Origin of the sequence: Streptomyces sp. TLI_55 (genome assembly GCF_900206255.1) — a bacterium.
Taxonomy (GTDB): domain Bacteria; phylum Actinomycetota; class Actinomycetes; order Streptomycetales; family Streptomycetaceae; genus Streptomyces; species Streptomyces aquilus.
The window spans coordinates 4295370-4311611 of record NZ_OAOJ01000001.1 but is presented as its reverse complement, the minus strand read 5'-3'; the positions used below and the strand labels follow the sequence as shown (position 1 = coordinate 4311611).

Genomic DNA, 16242 nt, shown 5'->3' with positions numbered 1-16242 from the left:
CCGGAGGCGCGGGGTCAGCGCGGCACGGCGATCTTCGCCGCGAGCGTGAAGCCGCCGCCGGTGATCGTCACGGCGCTGCCCAGGCCCTCCAGCACTCCCGGCGTCAGCATCAGCACCGTGATGCCGGCGGCCAGCGCCGCGATCGCGATGATCGCCGCCGTGATCGCGTTCGACGTCGGAATCCGTGTGATGCCGGAGCCGGTGCCGCCCGGGTCCTGTCCTGTGGGTGGGTGGTGTTCCATGCCGCTTCCCCCTTCGTCGAGCACGTCAGCCCAGGTGATTGGCGGACCACGGACGACGCGGTGACAGCCGCATATTCCGTGATGTTCCGTGCTCCGAGAGATTCCCAGCGGCCGGGCTGGCCAACACACCCCGGATATACGGGATTTGGGGCAGGAAGGCGCAGGAGGCGCGGCTGCTGCGTCTGCGGTAGGGAAAGTACGACGGGGACCCCGCCGAGGTCTTCGCCCGGCGGGGTCCACCGCTGTCGAGGGGGCCCGCTGTCACGAGCCCCGCGAGTCGCTGTCCGCTGCCCCGAGAACCAGGCTCACCTGGGCTGACAGGGAGAAGGGCGTTCGGGTGGTTGAGCGGTCACACAGACCAATTGGACTGCCAACTCTCCCAAGTTGTGCCCACTTGGTCCCGGCCCGTAAACAACGAACGGACACTTGCCCTCAACCCGCCAGCGGCAGTCAGGCGGTGCTGGACTGGTTGGCGGCTCACATCTCCAGCAGGACCGTGAACGGGCCGTCGTTCGTCAGGGACACGCGCATCTGCGCCCCGAACCGGCCCGTCGCCACCGTCGCGCCCAGCGCCCGGAGTTGGGCGACGACCTCCTCCACCAGCGGCTCGGCGATGTCGCCGGGGGCGGCGGCGTTCCAGGTGGGGCGGCGGCCCTTGCGGGCGTCCCCGTACAGGGTGAACTGGCTGATGACCAGCAGGGGGGCGTCGATGTCGCTGCACGACCGCTCGTCGTGCAGCATGCGGATCGACCAGAGTTTGCGGGCGAGTTGGGCCGCCTTCTCCTTGGTGTCCTCGTGCGTCACCCCGACCAGGACGCAGAGCCCTTCGCCGTTGATCTCCCCGACCGTCTCGCCGTCGACCACGACGCTCGCGCCGTCGACCCGCTGTACCACTGCACGCATGGCCCCCATGATGCCGTGCGCGGACAGGGCGCCGGGACGAGGGCCTACCGGGGGCTTCTTAATGATCCTTAACCCCCCATCTGGGCCGTTCGGGGGCACTCGGTCACATAGCGGCCACTTGGGGTGGCACGATGCTCACACACGCCGGTCGAGGGGACGGTAGAGGCACATGAGCACACCGAGTACCGAGCAGCCACCCGGGTCCGCGTTCCGGCCGCCCACGCAGCGGACGGAAGGGCCGGCACCGGCACCGTCACGGGTGTCGGCCCCCGCGTGGCTGCCCGCGGACCCGCCCGAGCCCGACCTGGCCGTCCTGAGCCTGCCCGAGCTGCGCACGGCGCGCCGGGACGCCCAGCGCGACGAGGCGGACCTCAGTTACGTACGGCGCCTGCTGCAGGGCCGGATCGACATCCTGCGCGCGGAGCTGGCCCGCAGGTCACCCGCGGGGGAGGGCTCCGTGGTCGAGCGCCTCCCGGAGATCCTGACCGACGCCCCGGCCCGCCAGCGCTCCTCCGCCCGCCACGTCACGCTGGGCACCCCGCACAACGAGGAGTACCGCCGACTGGCCGCCGACATGCTCGCCGAGGTCGAACTGTCGGACCTCGCGGCCCGCACGGACGCCGAGCTGACCGCCGCGATGGGCCGCCTCGTCCGCTACGAACAGCAGGTCTCCCGCCGCCGCCAACGCCTCCAGCACACGACGGACGAGTGCAGCGGGGAGATCGCGCGCCGGTACCGGGAGGGCGAGGCCCAGGTCGACGACCTGCTGATGTGAGGGGCGGTGGGGGAGGTGTGGGCGGTGGGGCAGAAAAACGTTGGGGCTTGCACCCATCACCCCCCTACCGTGACCCCATGACCACCCGCCCCGCCATCGACGTCCGCCCCGTCACCGAGGCCGACATCCCCGAATGGATCCGCGCCCTCCACACCGGCTTCCTCCGCAGCCCGGCCCCCACCCAGGAGGAGATCGACTCCCGCACCGGCTACCTCCTCGCCCACCGCACCCAGGGCGCCTTCGACGCGGGCCGCTGCGTGGCGACGTACCGCTCCTTCGACCAGGAGCTCACCGTCCCCGGCGGCCGCCAGGTCCCCGCCGACGCCATCTCGAACGTCGCCGTCACCGCCACCCACCGCCGCCGCGGCCTGCTGACCCGCATGATGACCCAGGACCTCACCGCCGCGAAGGACCGCGGAGACGTCGCCGCCACCCTCATCGCCGCCGAGTACCAGATCTACGGCCGCTACGGCTTCGGCCCCGCCACCTCGATGACCGAGTGGACGGTCGACGTCCTCCGCACCGGCCTCGACCCCCGATGGTCCGCCCCGGACGACGGCGGCCGTATCGACCTCGTCGACGGCGAGGACGTCCGCAAGCTCGGCCCCGACCTGCACGACCGCCTGCGCCGCGCCCAGCCCGGCGCGGTCAGCCGCGACGACCGCTGGTGGCAGGTCAACACGGGCGTCGTCCACCTGGAGCGCACCCCCTGGGCCGAGCCCTTCTACGCCCTGTACCGCTCCCCGTCCGGCGAACCCGAGGGCCTGGTGTCGTACGTCTGCGACGACACCTGGCACGACAAGCAGCCGAACGACACGGCCCAGGTGAAGTGGCTGATCGCGACGACCCCCGCCGCCGAGCGCGCCCTGTGGCACTACCTCTGCTCCATCGACTGGGTCACCCAGGTGAAGACCGGCTGGCGCGCCCCCGACGACCTGCTCCCCCTCCACCTCCCCAACCCGCGGGCCGCGAAGGCCACCACCGCACAGGCGGACTGGTTGTGGGTACGGCTGCTGGACGTCGTACGGGCTCTGGAGGCGCGTGCGTACGACGGGGAGGGCGCCCTCGTCCTGGAGGTGGCCGACGCGGCCGGGCTGGCCGGCGGGCGTTACCGGCTGGAGGCGGCACCGGACGGCGCGTCCTGCACGCCGACCGGCGCGAGCCCCGAACTCACCCTGGACATCGCTGACTTGGCGACCCTGTGGCTGGGTGACGAGTCCGCCGTGCGGCTCGCGGCGCTCGGCCGGGTCCGGGAAGACAGAGCGGGCGCCGCCCAAGTGGCCGACGCCCTGCTGCGTACGTCCAGGCGACCGTGGTGCCCGGACATGTTCTGAGTGCTCCTTCCGATGGACGACGAGGACGAATCCGTAGCTGTGCCTATTGAGTTGTGGCTGTGCGATCCATCCGTGTTCGGTTGTCGGTGTTCAGTTGTGGCTGTGCTGTCTTCTGCTGACCGATCAGGCTCCCGGCTCCCCTCCGGAAGGGAGCCCGATCGGCCGGACTGACCTCGGACGTGGGCGGTCCGGTCAGCCGGACTGGGCGAGCAGCATCACGAGGATCGCCGCTCCTAGGCCGCCGACCATGGTGTTCTTGGCCTTGACGCCGACCGTGAGCAGGAGGAAGGCGATGATGCCCATCGGCCCCCACTTCCACTGGACGAGCTGCTCGAATCCGAGGGCGATGGCGGCGACGGCGATGGCGAACGGCATGACGATCCCCCCTGGGCGAAGCATGGTGTGGTGCTCGGCCTGCTGGCGCCAACCCCCTTGAAGCTTGACCATGTTCTGAAAGTTGGCGACCAACTTCACTGTAGTTATCTCCGCTTGGATGCGGCTCATAACCACCTTTCTTCGAACTGCCCAAAGATGGCGGGAAGTTGTAGTGTTTGGTCGTGGACCCGAAACCCGCCTCCGTCAATGGGCTGGAGAAGGCGCAGCGGTCACAGAAGTCTCCTCGTGAGGTGGCGGACGAGCTGCGTTCCCGTATCCGATCCGGTGAGCTGCGGCCGGGTCAGCGCATGCCCACCCAGGCCCGGCTGGCGGACGAGTTCGGCGTGGAGCGCGGCGCCGTACGGCAGGCCCTGCGCATCCTGCAGTCGGAGCGGCTGCTCACCAACGTGTCCAAGGGCAGCCCCGCGACGGTCGCCCCCGACCTCGGCAGGGCGCTGACCGGGCCCGGAGCCCCGCCGCTGCCGACTATGGTCGCCCTCGCGCCGCGCATCGCCGCCGCCTTCGCCGCCCCGCACGTGGAGATCGACGCCCTGTGTCTGACGTCGGTCTCCTTCAACCTCGCCCTCGGCGAACCGCTGCGCCAGATCCACGCCGGACGACTGAAACCGGCCAAGGTCGACGTCCGCGTCCTGCTGCCGAGCCGGGACATCGACCTCGCCTTCCCGATCCCCGTGGACCCCTCGACGGACGGCAGGGTGCAGCGCCGCTGGCTGTCCCAGCGCAACGCCCAGGGCCAGGTGCTCCAGCACAATCTCCTCGCCCTGCGCGCCACCCACGGCATCGACGTCAAGGTCACCTTCCGCGCCCTGCCCTTCACCCCGCCGGTGAAGCTGTACCTGCTCAACAACACGGAAGCGCTCTTCGCCTACTACACGCTCAGCAAGCGCGAGGAGGAGATCGACCACGAGCACCTGTTGATGTACGACGCGGAGGGCACCCAGTCGATGCTGTTCGCCTTCGAGCAGGGGGCCGGGCTGCGGGACACCACCTTCGTCGAGCAGTCCCACCTGTGGTTCAACGCACTGTGGGAGACGATCAGTTCGGAGCTGACGCTCACGAGCTGAGGTCTCCCACAGAGGTGGATCCGGGCTGTTCCTCTTCATAGAGCCTGCCCCGAGACGAGGAGCGCGAGCACCACGGCACCGACGGAGCTCAGGGCCGGGCTCTTGGCCTTGAGGCCGACGCTGAGCAGCAGCAGTCCGAGGATGCCGGCAGCGCCGTATCTCCACTGGATGGTCTGCTCGATGCCGACGACGAAGATGGCGGAGAGAAGATAGATGGCAGGCACGGTGATTCCCCCTTAGGGCGTGAGGCGGGCATCCGGGGCGAGCGGATGTGGGGGGGTTGCACGGGATGGTGGCGAACAAGGAAGCAAAACTTCCGCCAACTTGGAGAAGTTGGCAACCATCTCTGCTCTAGTTGTCCCCACTTGGTACCTACTTTGAAACAACTCCCGAGCAACTCCCCAAAGATGGGCGTGAGTTGTAGCGTTTGGTCGTGACCCAGGAGAACGTGGCAGTGAACGGCAGCAGAAAGCTCTCGCCCCAGGAGATCGCCGACATCCTCCGGGACCGAATCCGCTCCGGCGACCTCAAGGCGGGCGACCGCCTGCCCACTCAGGCCGAACTGGCCGAGGAGTTCAACGTCGAACGCGGCACCGTCCGCCAGGCCCTGCGCGCGCTCCAGGAGGACGGCCTGCTCAGCAACGTGAGCAAGGGCAGCCCACCGAGGATCGCCGAGCCGGCCCCGGTGCGCGGGGCGCCGCAGCCCACGATGGTCGGCCTGGCCCCGCGACTGTCGGAGGCGTTCGCGTCGCCGCATGTGCGCGTGGACGTGGTCAGCCACACCTCCGAAACGCTGATGCTGGCGCTCGGCGACTCCCTCCGCCGCATCCACGAGGGCGCGATCCGCCCCGAGTCCATAGAGTTCCGAGTCCTGCTCCCGTCCCGGGACATCAACCTCGCCTTCCCGGTGTCGGTCGAACGCGACGGCGAGGAGGACCTGGTCCACCAGCGCTGGTTGCAGATGCGCAACGCCCAGGCCCACGTCCTGAAGTACAACCTCAACGCCGTACGCTCCACCCACGGCATCGACGTCAGCATCACCTTCCGCGCCCTGCCCTTCACCCCGCCGGTGAAGCTGTACCTGCTCAACGGCGACGAAGTGCTGCTCGGCTACTACATGCTCGAAAAGCGCGAGGAGGAGTACGAGAGCCAGACCCTGGAGATGTACGACGCCCTGGGCTCCCAGTCCGTCCTGTTCTCCTTCGTCAAGGCGGCGAGCCAGCGGGACGCGGCGTTCGTAGCGGAATCCCAGAAGTGGTTCGACGCCCTCTGGGAAACCATCACGACGGACCTGACACTCTCCTAGTGACTTCTGATACGGCGCAGACTGATTCGGTGACAGCAGAGACAGAGAACGATCCTGAAGCACTGGAAGACCTCCGGGAGCTGATCAGGCACGCCCGAGTCGTGCTGTGGGACTTCGACGGCCCGATCTGCCGCCTGTTCGCCGGGCACTCGGCGGAACGGGTGGCGGCGGAACTGGTCGAGTGGCTGGAGAGCCGCGGACTGCACGGCCTGGTGACGGAGGAGGAACGGAAGTCCCTCGACCCTCACGTCGTCCTGCGCGCCGTCGACCTCCGCCACCCCGGCAGCGACCTGGTCGCGGAGCTGGAGGAACGTCTCACCCAGGAAGAACTGCACGCCGCGACGTCGGCGATGCCGACGATGTACGCCGACCCGCTGATCCGGACGTGGGCCGCGGTGGGCTCACGGCTGGCGATAGCGACGAACAACTCCCCGAGGGTGGTGCGCAAGTACTTGGCCGGACGGGGTCTGACTGCGTGCTTCCATCCCCACATCTACGGCCGCACCCAGAACCTCCACCACCTCAAACCCCACCCGCACTGCCTCAACCACGCCCTGAACGCGATGGGCGCGGCGCCGTCCGCTGCGCTGATGATCGGCGATACTCCGTCCGACTACGAGGCCGCGCGAAGCGCCGGTGTTCCGTTCCTGGGCTACGCGCGTAACGGGCGCAAGGAGCGGTTGTTGCGGGATGCGGGGGCTTTGGTGGTGGTCAACTCGCTGGATGTGGTGCGGGATGTGTTGTTGGGGCGGGTCTGACCCGGTGATGCCGCAACAGGGGCATGCTGGCCCACCTCCCTTCCATTTTTGCCGCCAACGCCACAACTCATCGTCCAATTGGACTGGTTGACTTGTAAGTGGTCTGCCCTGGCTGGCTGATCCCTTAACCAACAGTCCAGTCCACTAAGGGGAATTGACTGAGATTGGTTTGCCGGTGGACGGCAAGCGGTACGGTCGATTCGTGGACGCACGGGAGAACGGCGACAGCGGAGTCAAGGAGTTCCAGCGGGTCGCCGAGGTGCTGCGCACTCGGATGACTGACGGGGTGTATCCCGTGGGGAGCTTCCTTCCGCCGCAACGGGAGCTCACCAAGGAGTTCGACGTGTCGCGTGACACCATCCAGCGAGCGTTGCGGGAACTGTCGGACGAGGGCTGGATCCGCTCGCGCCAGGGAAGCGGGTCCACGGTGATCAAGACCCAGCGAATCCAGTCATCGGCGCCCAAGGCGGTCAAGTCCCGGCACGGTGCGACGCTGAGCTTCATCATCAGCTCGGCGTTCGAGGAGCCTGAAGTCCACCTGGATGTCTACACGTTGACGGCAGAGTCGCTGGACGCGCACATACGCGTGCAGGCCGAACGCATCCACGCCGGCGAGATCGCCCCCGAGCGCATCGCCCTGCGGCTGCTGCTGCCGGACACCACGCAATCGCTACCGTATCCGCGGGTGAAGGGTGACAAGACGGACCTGCGGCTGCAAGAGCGGCTGCGGGCCATCAGCCATCGTCACACCGAGTCGCTGCGGGGATCGCTGAAGGACCTGCGGATGGAGGGACTGGTGCCGTCTGTCGGCTTCGAGATCCACCACACCCCACTGGTCCCGCCATTCAAGCTGTATCTCATCAACCGCGCCGAAGCTCTCCACGGCATGTATGACGTGATTGAGCGTCAGATCGAGCTCGACGACGGTGACGTGGTCACCGCACTGGACGTACTGGGGTTGGGCGCGACGCTCACCCATCAGGTGAAGGACGACGACGAGAACTCGCCGGCGTCTGTCTTCGTGGACAACATGCAGGCCTGGTTTGACTCGGTCTGGCACCGGCTCTCCGAATAGCGGCCAAACGGTGACCGGGGGACATGGTTCGGTGCGCTAACATTCCCGCACCGCTGAGCAATCGCTCTGTTCCGCCCGTATGGACGTGGCAAAGAGCAATCTCGCACGGCCTGACGAACGAAGAGTGGCAAAACCACTCGTTATGGCTACTCAAGCCGGGCTCTGGTCGTGCTTGCTACAAACGGCACCTAGTGTTGCCGTGCCTCCCGTCTGTCGCGCGAACGATCCGGAGTGTGGCCTGTGGGCGCACCGCCTCTTCCAGAGACCCCGCCCGGGGCACGCGCGGTCGAGGCGTTCGTGAGTCTGGCCGAGCAACTGGGGCAGGCCACCAGCGGGCATCACAACAAGAACTACGTCCTGCCTCTCACGGAACCGGCGGCTCGGTTGGCCGGGCGGGACGCCGGGACGACGGTGACCGTGCGTATCCGGCGCGAAGAGGCGCTCCCGGTCGTCATCAGAACCTGGGCGGACGAGGCGGAGATCCTGGATGCCATCCAGGGCGTGCTGCCCCACGTTCCGCAGTGTCTCTACAAGGGCGGCACCTTCGCGATCCACAGCTATGTGGAGGGCGTGCCGCTGTCCAAGGTGTGCAGCAACGGCAAGCCGGTCGACACCATGATCATCCGCGCCCTGGCGGGCCTGCTTGCCCAGATGACCCAGGTGCGCAGTGGGGCCTTGCCCGATCTGCCGTCCGACTGGCCCGGTAACCACACGGACAGCCAAGCGTTCTTGCGGGCGTTGGCATTGATGGCGGACCGGCAGATTCGGCAGCCCAATTGGGCTGGCTTCGGCGGCCTGTTCGCGGCCCTGGGCATCCCCGAGGACGCCATGCTGCGTTTCGCGGAGCGGGTGCCGATCATGGCCCGTCGACCCTTCAGCCTGCTCCACGCCGATCTTCACCGCGACAACCTGATCATGTCGTACGCCGGTGACCCGCCCCTCATCTGCGTCGACTGGGAGCTGGCGACCTACGGGGATCCCCTGCATGATCTCGCCACCCACCTGGTGCGCATGCAGTACCCGGCGTACCAGTGGGACGAGGTCATCGACGCCTGGGCGGCCGCAATGCGCCGGGTCCGGCCTGCGGCGGTGAAGGGGCTGACGAGAGACCTGCAGTACTACCTCGCCTTCGAGCGAGCGCAGTCGGTCTACCCGGATGTGATGCGGGCGGCGCAGTCCCTGCAGAACTCACCCGACCAGAAGACCCTGGACGAGGCCAAGGCGGAGGTGGCACGTGCGCTGGCGGCGGCTGCCGGCCCACTGAGACTCGGCAGCGTTCCGGACGAGCGGGAGATCGAGCGCATCCTCTTCAGATGGCTGGCCGCGCGGAACAACGGTCGTGGCCCGATTGCCAAGATCGATAAGTGGTCATGGGACCCACGCTTCCCCGAGCACCCCGACTTTCCTCATACGGCCGTGGAGGAGGCGCTGCGTGCAGAAGGCGCGGCGCCTGCCAGCCGGGTACTCAAAGGCACCGGGCACCTAAACACGATCGTGCATGTGCCTGGCATCCACTTCCCTGTGGTGGTGCGGCGCAAGGTGCCGAATGTCGACCGGCGCGAGCGGGGTTTTCTCAGCGAACACGCCGTACTGCGCACCATCGAGGAATCGAAGGCCATGGTGGCGGCGCCGAGGTTCCTGGCCCTGGGCACGAGCTACCAGGGGGAGCCATTCGCCATTCATACCTACGAGGGGCCGCTCGATCCGGACCAGCCGGTAAGCCATCCCGCGCAGGGCTTGCTGCCGCATGAAGCCGACGCGCTGGTCGACCAGCTGAGTGCCCTGACGCAGGTGGAATACGCGCAGCTGGACCCGGCGGCAGGGAAGGAGTCCTTCTATGCCGTGCTGAGTGAGCGGCTTGTTTTGCTGGTCGAAGAGCTGCCGAAGGAGTCCAAGCAGCTGGCCCGTATTCTCGGGCTGCCTGACGCCGGTCGGCTCCGGCAGATTCTCGCCCGGCACCAGGTCCGTGACCGCAGGCCGGCCCTGTTGCACGGCGACCTCAATCCGTGGAATCTCGTGCGCCGCTCCGACAGCCGGGCCCTGACCATCATCGACTGGGAAATGGCCGTCGTAGGGGACCCCCTCTACGACCTGGTCCGGCACATGCACCTCACCCCCACAAAGCCAGAGATCCGGGACCGTATGTTCAACCGCTGGGCTCTCCGGCTGGCCCCCGAATACACCGAGGGCTGGCGCCGTGACTGGGGTGTGTACCGCTGGATCGAGATCGTACGCTCGGCATACATCGACCTCGACCGCCTGGTGACCGGTGCCAGCCTGGACGCCCCGAACGTCCGCCGCGCGCTCGACTCCTACTCGATGACCCTGACGGCGGCGACAGCCTCCCTCGGCATGCCCTTGCGCCGGATGCACAACCCCTATCTAGCCCGCACGCTCGTCAAACGAGGCCCACGTACCCTCACCCCATGACCACCCCCGGCCTGCGCGCCCGCAAAAAACAGCGGATGTACGAGACCGTCTCCGAGATCGCGATCCGCCTCTTCCTCGAAAAGGGCTACGACGCAGTCTCCGTAGCCGAGATCGCCGCAGCAGCCGACATCTCCAAGCCCACCCTCTTCCGCTACTTCCCCGCGAAAGAGGACCTCGTCTTCCATCGCATCGCCGACCACGAGGACGAGGCCGCGCGGGTGGTGAGGGAAGGGCGGGGGGCGCCGCTGGAGTCGTTGCGGCGGAACTTCCTGGACGGGGTCGAGCAGGGGGATCCCATCACCGGCGTCAGTGATCATCCCGCCGTCCGCGCCTTCTGCGACCTCCTCTACGGCACGCCCGCCCTCGTCGCCCGTCTGCATCTCCATCTCGAACGTTCCGAGGAGGCCCTCGCCGCAGCCCTCGGCGGTGACCTGGACGCGCGGCTGGCCGCCGGCCAGATCATCGCCGTGCGGCGCATCCTCGCTCAGGAGAACTGGCGGCGGATCGGAGCCGGGGAGCCCGTCGCCGAGGTGAGGGCCACAGCTCTCGGTGATGCCGAGCGGGCCTTCGATCTGCTGGAGGCTGCTCTGCCGCGGTATTCATGACCGCTGAGGCTCGGTAAAAAATTTAACTCGGTTACGTTATGTCGGTACGCTCAGCCCATGACGTCACCCGACCCCACCACCCCCCTCACCCACGCCCTCCACCTCGAACGCGCCCACCACGACACCTGCCGCGCCGCCCTCGCCGCCATGGTCGACGGCGCCCAGGAGCAGGTCGTCGTCGGTGAAGACGTCTCCGCCTCCGGGGCCGACGCCGAAGTCCTCGGCTATCAGCTGCGCAGCAAGGCCAAGGAGATGCGGGAGCTGCCCGAGGGGCCGTTGTTCTTCGGGCGTCTGGACTTCGACGGCGGTGAACACGCCGGGCAGAGCTACCACGTCGGGCGGCTCCGGATCAGCGAGCACCCCGCTGCCCCACCCCTCGTCGTCGACTGGCGCGCCCCCGTCTCCCGCGCCTTCTATCAGGCGAGCGCCCACGACCCGCAGGGCGTCGCCGTTCGGAGGCGGTTCGGGTGGGCGCCGGGGAGCAGGGGGGTCTCTGGCGACCTCAGCAGCTTCGAAGACGAGCATCTGAGCCGAGGTGAGGACCGCGCCAGCGACATTCTCGTCCGCGAGATCGAACGGCCCCGCGTCGGCCCCATGCGCGACATCGCCGCGACCATCCAGCCCGAGCAGGACGATCTCGTACGAGGTGATCTCGGCGTCTCCGTGTGTGTGCAGGGTGCTCCGGGGACGGGCAAGACCGCCGTCGGGCTGCACCGGGCCGCCTATCTTCTCTACACCCACCCCCAGCGCATCCAACGCGGCGGCATGCTGATCCTCGGCCCCAACCGCACCTTCCTCTCCTACATCGCGCAGGTCCTGCCCGCCCTCGGCGAGACCGGCGTACGGCAGTCCACGCTGTCGGAGGAGATCGGCGGCCGGCATGCGGTCACCGGTCGCGACGATCCCCCCACCGCCGTGCTCAAGCACGACGTGCGCATGGCCGAGGTGCTGCGGCGGGCGCTGTACGCGCGCGTGTCGGCCGAGCGGGCCGAGGAGATCGCGATTCCCGAGGGGGCTTATCGGTGGCGGGTGCAGAGGGAGGCGTTCGCGCGGATCGTGGACGGGGTGCGGGCGGAGGAGCCGCCGTACGCCGTCGGGCGCGAGCGGGTGCGGACGCGGGTCGTCGCCTACATCCAGGCGCTCGCCGAGCGGCGGGCGGGGCCGCCGCCGAACGCGTGGGTGCGGAAGATGGCGTCGGCGGTCCGGCCGTACGTCGATGCCGTGTGGCCACGGGTGCGGGCGGAGGAGGTCGTCGCTGAACTGCTGGCGGATGGTGGGGTGTTGGAGGCGGCGGGTCGAGGGCTGCTCGACGGGGACGAGCAGAAGGCGTTGCTGTGGAGCAGGCCGCCGCGGTCGTGGAAGTCGGCGCGCTGGTCGGCCGCCGACCTGGTGCTGCTCGACGAGGTCGGCGGGCTGATCGAGCATCCCGAGGGCTACGGCCATGTCGTCGTCGACGAGGCGCAGGACCTCTCGCCGATGGAGTGCCGGGCCATCGCGCGGCGGGCCGTGTTCGGTTCGCTGACCGTGCTCGGGGATCTGGCGCAGGGGACGACGCCGTGGGCGGCCCGGACGTGGGGCGGGCTGCTCGCCCACCTCGGTCGGCCGGACGCGGCCGTCGTGCCGCTGACCACCGGGTTCCGGGTGCCGGAGGCCGTCGTGGGGCTCGCCAACCGGCTGCTGCGGCGTCTGGACGTCGACGTACCGGAGGCCCGGTCCCTGCGCCGGGACGGGGAGTTGAGGGTGCGGGAGGCCGGGGACGATCTGCTCGGCGCGGTCGTGGCCGCGGTGCGTGACGCCCTCGGGCGGGAGGGGTCGGTGGGGGTGATCGCGGCCGACGGGGACGTACCCCGGGTGCGGGCCGCCCTCGACGCGGCCGGTGTCCCGGTCGCCGGGCCGGACGACCTGGCCGCCCGCGTGACCCTCGTCCCGGCCTCGCTGGTCAAGGGGCTCGAGTACGACCATGTCGTCGCCGTCGAGCCCGCGGCGATCGCGGAGGCGGAGGAACGGGGGCTGCACCGGCTGTACGTGGTGCTCACGCGGGCGGTGTCGGGGCTTGAGGTGGTGCACGGGAGGCCGTTGCCGTTCTAGCCGACGGACCAGTGCCGTATCGCGTCAGCCTCCCAGCAAGGGGATCAACTGCTCCTCCTCATAGGTCAGATGGGCCTCCAGCTCGGTGGCGAGCCGCTCGAACTCGGCCAACGCCGTGCCCGGTTCGCCGGCCGTCCACACCACCTGCCGTATCTCCAGCACGAGTTCGGCGATCCGCTCGTGCTCCTCGCGCAGCCGGGCCAGCGCGGGGGCGGCGGCGGGATGCCGGTCGGCGACGAACGGGAACAGGGCCTTGTCCTCGCCGGTGTGGTGGTTGTGCAGGCCCTGGCAGAAGGTGAGGCAGTTGACGCGGAGCTGGGCGCCGAGCGGGGCACCGGCGTCGCTCTTCCTCATCTCGGCGCGGATCCGGTCGAGTTCGTGGCGGAAGTTGTCGTGGACGAGCTTGATCGCCTCGCCCGCGGAGCCGGCCCGGATGTTCGGCGGGCCGGGTGCGGCGACCTCGTACAGGGCGACCACGGGGAGGACCCGGTCCCCGGCCTTCTCCTGGTACTCAGCCCAGCCCCGGTCGGCCTCCACGGCCCGCGCGAACGACCGGTCGCGTTCCTCGCCCTCCAGCACGACGGCCTGCGCCTCGTACGTGAACGCGCCTGCCTCCACCGTCACTTGGGGATGCGCGAGGATATTGCGGTACCAGTCCGGATGCCGGGTCGAGCCGCCGGCCGAGGCGATGACCAGGACGCGGTCGCCGCCGTCGGGGAGGTAGCCGAGGGGAGTGGTGTGACGGGCGCCGGTGCGGGCGCCGGTCGTGGTCAGCAGGAGCAGCCGGCCACCCTCGAACCAGCCGCCGACGCGGCCGTTGTGGGCACGGAACTCGTCGATGACCTGTTGATTGAAGTCGTTGGGCATGCGTGTCTTTCTCTTCGTCGTCGATCTCGTCGGTCTCTGGGAGGGGGAGTCGATGGCGAAGAGAAGCGGCGGGCTTCTGGCCCGCACGGGCCTCACGCGGAGGCCGGGTACCCAACTGTCGCGCGGCGCGTGGCCGCAAACCCGGCAGTCATGGGAGGGACGGTAGTCGCGGCGCGGGGAAGGCCGCCACCGATTTTCCGCGGCGGGCAGACGGGCAGGCGGGCGGACGGACAGACGGGCAAACCACTGGCCCGCCCCGCCCCGCCTCCCTACCTTGACCCCATGGCTGACGAGTCCTACGGGCATCCACGACTGGCCGCGCTCTACGACCCCCTGGATCCCGACCGCGGTGACCTCGACGCCTACGTCCGCATCGCGTCGGAGTTCGGGGCACGCCGGGTGCTGGACATCGGCTGCGGCACCGGCGTCCTCGCGCTGCGGCTGGCGGCCCGCGGCATCGAGGTCGTGGCCGTCGATCCCGCCGGTGCGTCGGTGGACGTGGCCCGTGCCAAGCCCGGTGCCGACCGCGTCCGTTGGGTCTGCGGCGACGCGACGGACCTCCCGCCGCTCGCCGTGGACCTCGCCACCATGACGGCGAACGTCGCCCAGGAAGTCGTAGACCCGAAGGCCTGGCGCGAGACCCTGCGCGGGGCGTATGCGGCACTGCGTCCCGGCGGCCGTCTGGTCTTCGAGACCAGGGACCCGGCGCGGCGCGCGTGGGAGGAGTGGAACCGGGAGGCGTCGTACGCCGTGACGGACGTACCCGGCACCGGGGCGGTCGAGAGCTGGGTCGAGGTGCTGGACGTGAGCGGCCCGTTGGTGACGTTTCGGTGGACGTACGTGTTCGCCGCGGACGGGGAGGCGCTGACGTCGGATTCGACGCTGCGGTTCCGGGAACGGGAGGAAGTGGAAGACGAGTTGGCTGCCGAGGGCTATGTCCTGGACGCCGTGCGCGACGCCCCCGACCGCCCGGGCCGGGAGTTCGTCTTCGTGGCGCGGCGTCTGCGGTGACTCACCCGTCCGGGCCTACCCGTACGTGGTGTGGCGCACTTTTGCAAGCGGGTGCTTGCAATAGTTAGCGAGGGTGGGGCACAGTGGGGGCATGGCATCGCTCAACGTCGGCAATCTCGGTGAGTACCTGCGCGAGCAGCGGCGAAACGCCCAGCTCTCGCTCAGGCAGCTCGCCGACGCCGCCGGGGTGTCCAATCCGTATCTGAGCCAGATCGAGCGCGGGCTGCGCAAGCCGAGCGCGGAGGTGCTCCAGCAGGTCGCCAAGGCCCTGCGGATCTCGGCCGAGACGCTGTACGTCCGGGCCGGCATCCTCGACGCGGACCGGGACCGGGACGAAGTGGAGACGCGCGCCGTCATCCTCGCCGACCCGTCGTTGAACGAGCAGCAGAAGCAGGTGCTGCTTCAGATCTACGAGTCCTTCCGCAAGGAGAACGGATTCGGGACCGACGCCGCGGAGCGGACGACGGACGGCTCCGAGGAGCCCGAGGCTTCCATAGCCGAGGACGCGCAGAGCGCGCCGAGCGGCCAGAACAGCACCACCCCGCGCCGTACCCGCAAGAAGAGCACGGCACCCGAGACCACGGCCCCCCGCACGGCCGACGGCAGCGACGCCGACCCGCAGCAGACGGCCAGTTGACGCCCATGCACCACAGGCGTCAGGGCCGACCGACCGCGGGACCCAAAACCCTCACCTGAAAGCGACCCGGGAGGACCATCACCATGGCCATCACCGACGACATCCGCAAGGCCGTCACCGACCCGACCCCGCTCTACTTCCTCGCCGGCGCCGGCGACCTGGCCTTCCAGGAGGCCAAGAAGGTGCCCGGCATCGTCGAGCAGCTGCGCGCCGAGGCCCCGGCCCGGATCGAGGCCGTCCGCGGCACCGACCCCAAGGCCGTGCAGGAGAAGGCCGCCGCCCGCGCCAAGGAGGCCAGTGCCCGGGCCAAGGAGGCCCAGGAGAGCATCCAGGCCAAGGTCGGCGAGTTCATCGCGACCCTCGACGGCGACATCAAGAAGCTCGGCAGCACGATCGACGCCGACCTGAAGAAGTTCGGCGAGAGCGCCCAGGACTTCGCCCTGCGCAGCGTCGGCGTCGCCGCCGAGTACGCCGTGAAGGCGCGTGAGACCTACGAGAAGGTCGCCGAGCACGGCGAGCAGGCCGTCAAGACCTGGCGTGGCGAGGCCGCCGAGGAGATCGAGGAGCTGGCCATCGCCGTCGAGCCGAAGGCCGAGCCCGTCGAGGTCAAGGAGGAGCCGAAGCCGGCCGCTGCCGCCGTTCCGGCCCCCGCCAAGAAGACCGCCGCGAAGAAGGCCCCGGCGAAGAAGACCACCACCACCGCCAAGAAGACGACGCCGCCCGCGAAGTAGAAGTAATCGACGGACAGCTG

17 protein-coding genes are annotated in these 16242 nt (G+C 69.2%); 12 read left to right on the top strand and 5 right to left on the bottom strand.

Annotated features, from left to right (window positions below; translation table 11 throughout):
• Positions 1 to 14 precede the first annotated feature (14 nt).
• Positions 15 to 242 carry a hypothetical protein gene (locus CRP56_RS19700; RefSeq protein ID WP_097265814.1) on the bottom strand — a complete coding sequence of 76 codons (228 nt, stop codon included), beginning with the start codon at positions 240 to 242 and terminating at the stop codon, positions 15 to 17.
• A 477-nt stretch (positions 243 to 719) separates the two neighbouring features.
• Complete coding sequence (gene dtd, locus CRP56_RS19695) at positions 720 to 1145, bottom strand: D-aminoacyl-tRNA deacylase (protein WP_097265812.1); 426 nt, start codon at positions 1143 to 1145, stop codon at positions 720 to 722.
• Between the two features lie 169 nt (positions 1146 to 1314).
• Between dtd and CRP56_RS19690 the strand changes: the two genes are divergently transcribed.
• Both CRP56_RS19690 and CRP56_RS19685 read left to right on the top strand, forming a co-directional pair.
• Positions 1315 to 1920, top strand: coding sequence for an RsiG family protein (locus CRP56_RS19690; RefSeq protein WP_097265810.1), 606 nt, complete (start codon positions 1315 to 1317; stop codon positions 1918 to 1920).
• A gap of 77 nt (positions 1921 to 1997) precedes the next feature.
• Positions 1998 to 3254: a GNAT family N-acetyltransferase gene (locus CRP56_RS19685; RefSeq protein ID WP_097265808.1), complete on the top strand. Its 1257-nt coding sequence runs from the start codon at positions 1998 to 2000 to the stop codon at positions 3252 to 3254.
• A 192-nt stretch (positions 3255 to 3446) separates the two neighbouring features.
• On the opposite strand, the gene CRP56_RS19680 is transcribed toward CRP56_RS19685, so the two are convergent.
• Positions 3447 to 3629, bottom strand: a complete 183-nt coding sequence (locus tag CRP56_RS19680) for a hypothetical protein (protein ID WP_079309009.1) — start codon at positions 3627 to 3629, stop codon at positions 3447 to 3449.
• Between the two features lie 176 nt (positions 3630 to 3805).
• Between CRP56_RS19680 and CRP56_RS19675 the strand changes: the two genes are divergently transcribed.
• Entirely contained in the window at positions 3806 to 4714 is a 909-nt protein-coding gene (locus CRP56_RS19675; RefSeq protein ID WP_097265806.1) for a winged helix-turn-helix domain-containing protein, read from the top strand.
• Positions 4715 to 4749: 35 nt separating this feature from the next.
• Here CRP56_RS19675 and CRP56_RS19670 read toward each other — a convergent pair whose 3' ends face one another.
• Entirely contained in the window at positions 4750 to 4938 is a 189-nt protein-coding gene (locus tag CRP56_RS19670; protein WP_097265804.1) for a hypothetical protein, read from the bottom strand.
• Between the two features lie 203 nt (positions 4939 to 5141).
• On the opposite strand from CRP56_RS19670, the gene CRP56_RS19665 reads away from it, so the two are divergent.
• From CRP56_RS19665 to CRP56_RS19640, 6 genes are all read left to right on the top strand, one after another.
• Positions 5142 to 6020, top strand: a complete 879-nt coding sequence (locus tag CRP56_RS19665) for a GntR family transcriptional regulator (RefSeq protein WP_097265802.1) — start codon at positions 5142 to 5144, stop codon at positions 6018 to 6020.
• Positions 6021 to 6049: 29 nt separating this feature from the next.
• Positions 6050 to 6778, top strand: coding sequence for an HAD family hydrolase (locus CRP56_RS19660; protein ID WP_257040837.1), 729 nt, complete (start codon positions 6050 to 6052; stop codon positions 6776 to 6778).
• Positions 6779 to 6980: 202 nt separating this feature from the next.
• On the top strand, positions 6981 to 7853 hold the full coding sequence (locus tag CRP56_RS19655) for a GntR family transcriptional regulator (protein ID WP_097274265.1): 873 nt from the start codon (positions 6981 to 6983) through the stop codon (positions 7851 to 7853).
• 297 nt (positions 7854 to 8150) lie between these two features.
• The gene (locus CRP56_RS19650; RefSeq protein WP_306459446.1) at positions 8151 to 10283 is read left to right on the top strand and encodes a phosphotransferase family protein; all 2133 of its coding nucleotides are present in this window, start codon (positions 8151 to 8153) and stop codon (positions 10281 to 10283) included.
• On the top strand, positions 10280 to 10888 hold the full coding sequence (locus tag CRP56_RS19645) for a TetR/AcrR family transcriptional regulator (protein ID WP_097265796.1): 609 nt from the start codon (positions 10280 to 10282) through the stop codon (positions 10886 to 10888). Before CRP56_RS19650 ends, CRP56_RS19645 begins: the two co-directional genes overlap by 4 nt.
• Before the next feature lie 57 nt (positions 10889 to 10945).
• Positions 10946 to 12976: a HelD family protein gene (locus tag CRP56_RS19640; protein ID WP_097265794.1), complete on the top strand. Its 2031-nt coding sequence runs from the start codon at positions 10946 to 10948 to the stop codon at positions 12974 to 12976.
• 24 nt (positions 12977 to 13000) lie between these two features.
• Here the strand turns inward: CRP56_RS19640 and CRP56_RS19635 are convergent, their stop codons facing one another.
• On the bottom strand, positions 13001 to 13843 hold the full coding sequence (locus tag CRP56_RS19635; protein WP_097265792.1) for a nitroreductase/quinone reductase family protein: 843 nt from the start codon (positions 13841 to 13843) through the stop codon (positions 13001 to 13003).
• Positions 13844 to 14125: 282 nt separating this feature from the next.
• Between CRP56_RS19635 and CRP56_RS19630 the strand changes: the two genes are divergently transcribed.
• The 3 genes from CRP56_RS19630 (at position 14126) to CRP56_RS19620 (ending at position 16222) form a co-directional block, all read left to right on the top strand.
• Entirely contained in the window at positions 14126 to 14854 is a 729-nt protein-coding gene (locus tag CRP56_RS19630) for a class I SAM-dependent methyltransferase (RefSeq protein WP_097265790.1), read from the top strand.
• 91 nt (positions 14855 to 14945) lie between these two features.
• On the top strand, positions 14946 to 15491 hold the full coding sequence (locus tag CRP56_RS19625; RefSeq protein WP_097265788.1) for a helix-turn-helix domain-containing protein: 546 nt from the start codon (positions 14946 to 14948) through the stop codon (positions 15489 to 15491).
• An 83-nt stretch (positions 15492 to 15574) separates the two neighbouring features.
• Positions 15575 to 16222, top strand: coding sequence for a hypothetical protein (locus CRP56_RS19620; RefSeq protein ID WP_097265786.1), 648 nt, complete (start codon positions 15575 to 15577; stop codon positions 16220 to 16222).
• Positions 16223 to 16242: the final 20 nt, after the last annotated feature.

Coding starts and splice junctions, on each gene's coding strand:
- CRP56_RS19700 (WP_097265814.1), bottom strand. CDS start 242: ATGGAACACCACCCACCCACAGGACAGGACCCGGGCGGCACCGGCTCC.
- dtd (WP_097265812.1), bottom strand. CDS start 1,145: ATGCGTGCAGTGGTACAGCGGGTCGACGGCGCGAGCGTCGTGGTCGAC.
- CRP56_RS19690 (WP_097265810.1), top strand. CDS start 1,315: ATGAGCACACCGAGTACCGAGCAGCCACCCGGGTCCGCGTTCCGGCCG.
- CRP56_RS19685 (WP_097265808.1), top strand. CDS start 1,998: ATGACCACCCGCCCCGCCATCGACGTCCGCCCCGTCACCGAGGCCGAC.
- CRP56_RS19680 (WP_079309009.1), bottom strand. CDS start 3,629: ATGCCGTTCGCCATCGCCGTCGCCGCCATCGCCCTCGGATTCGAGCAG.
- CRP56_RS19645 (WP_097265796.1), top strand. CDS start 10,280: ATGACCACCCCCGGCCTGCGCGCCCGCAAAAAACAGCGGATGTACGAG.
- CRP56_RS19640 (WP_097265794.1), top strand. CDS start 10,946: ATGACGTCACCCGACCCCACCACCCCCCTCACCCACGCCCTCCACCTC.
- CRP56_RS19635 (WP_097265792.1), bottom strand. CDS start 13,843: ATGCCCAACGACTTCAATCAACAGGTCATCGACGAGTTCCGTGCCCAC.
- CRP56_RS19630 (WP_097265790.1), top strand. CDS start 14,126: ATGGCTGACGAGTCCTACGGGCATCCACGACTGGCCGCGCTCTACGAC.
- CRP56_RS19625 (WP_097265788.1), top strand. CDS start 14,946: ATGGCATCGCTCAACGTCGGCAATCTCGGTGAGTACCTGCGCGAGCAG.
- CRP56_RS19620 (WP_097265786.1), top strand. CDS start 15,575: ATGGCCATCACCGACGACATCCGCAAGGCCGTCACCGACCCGACCCCG.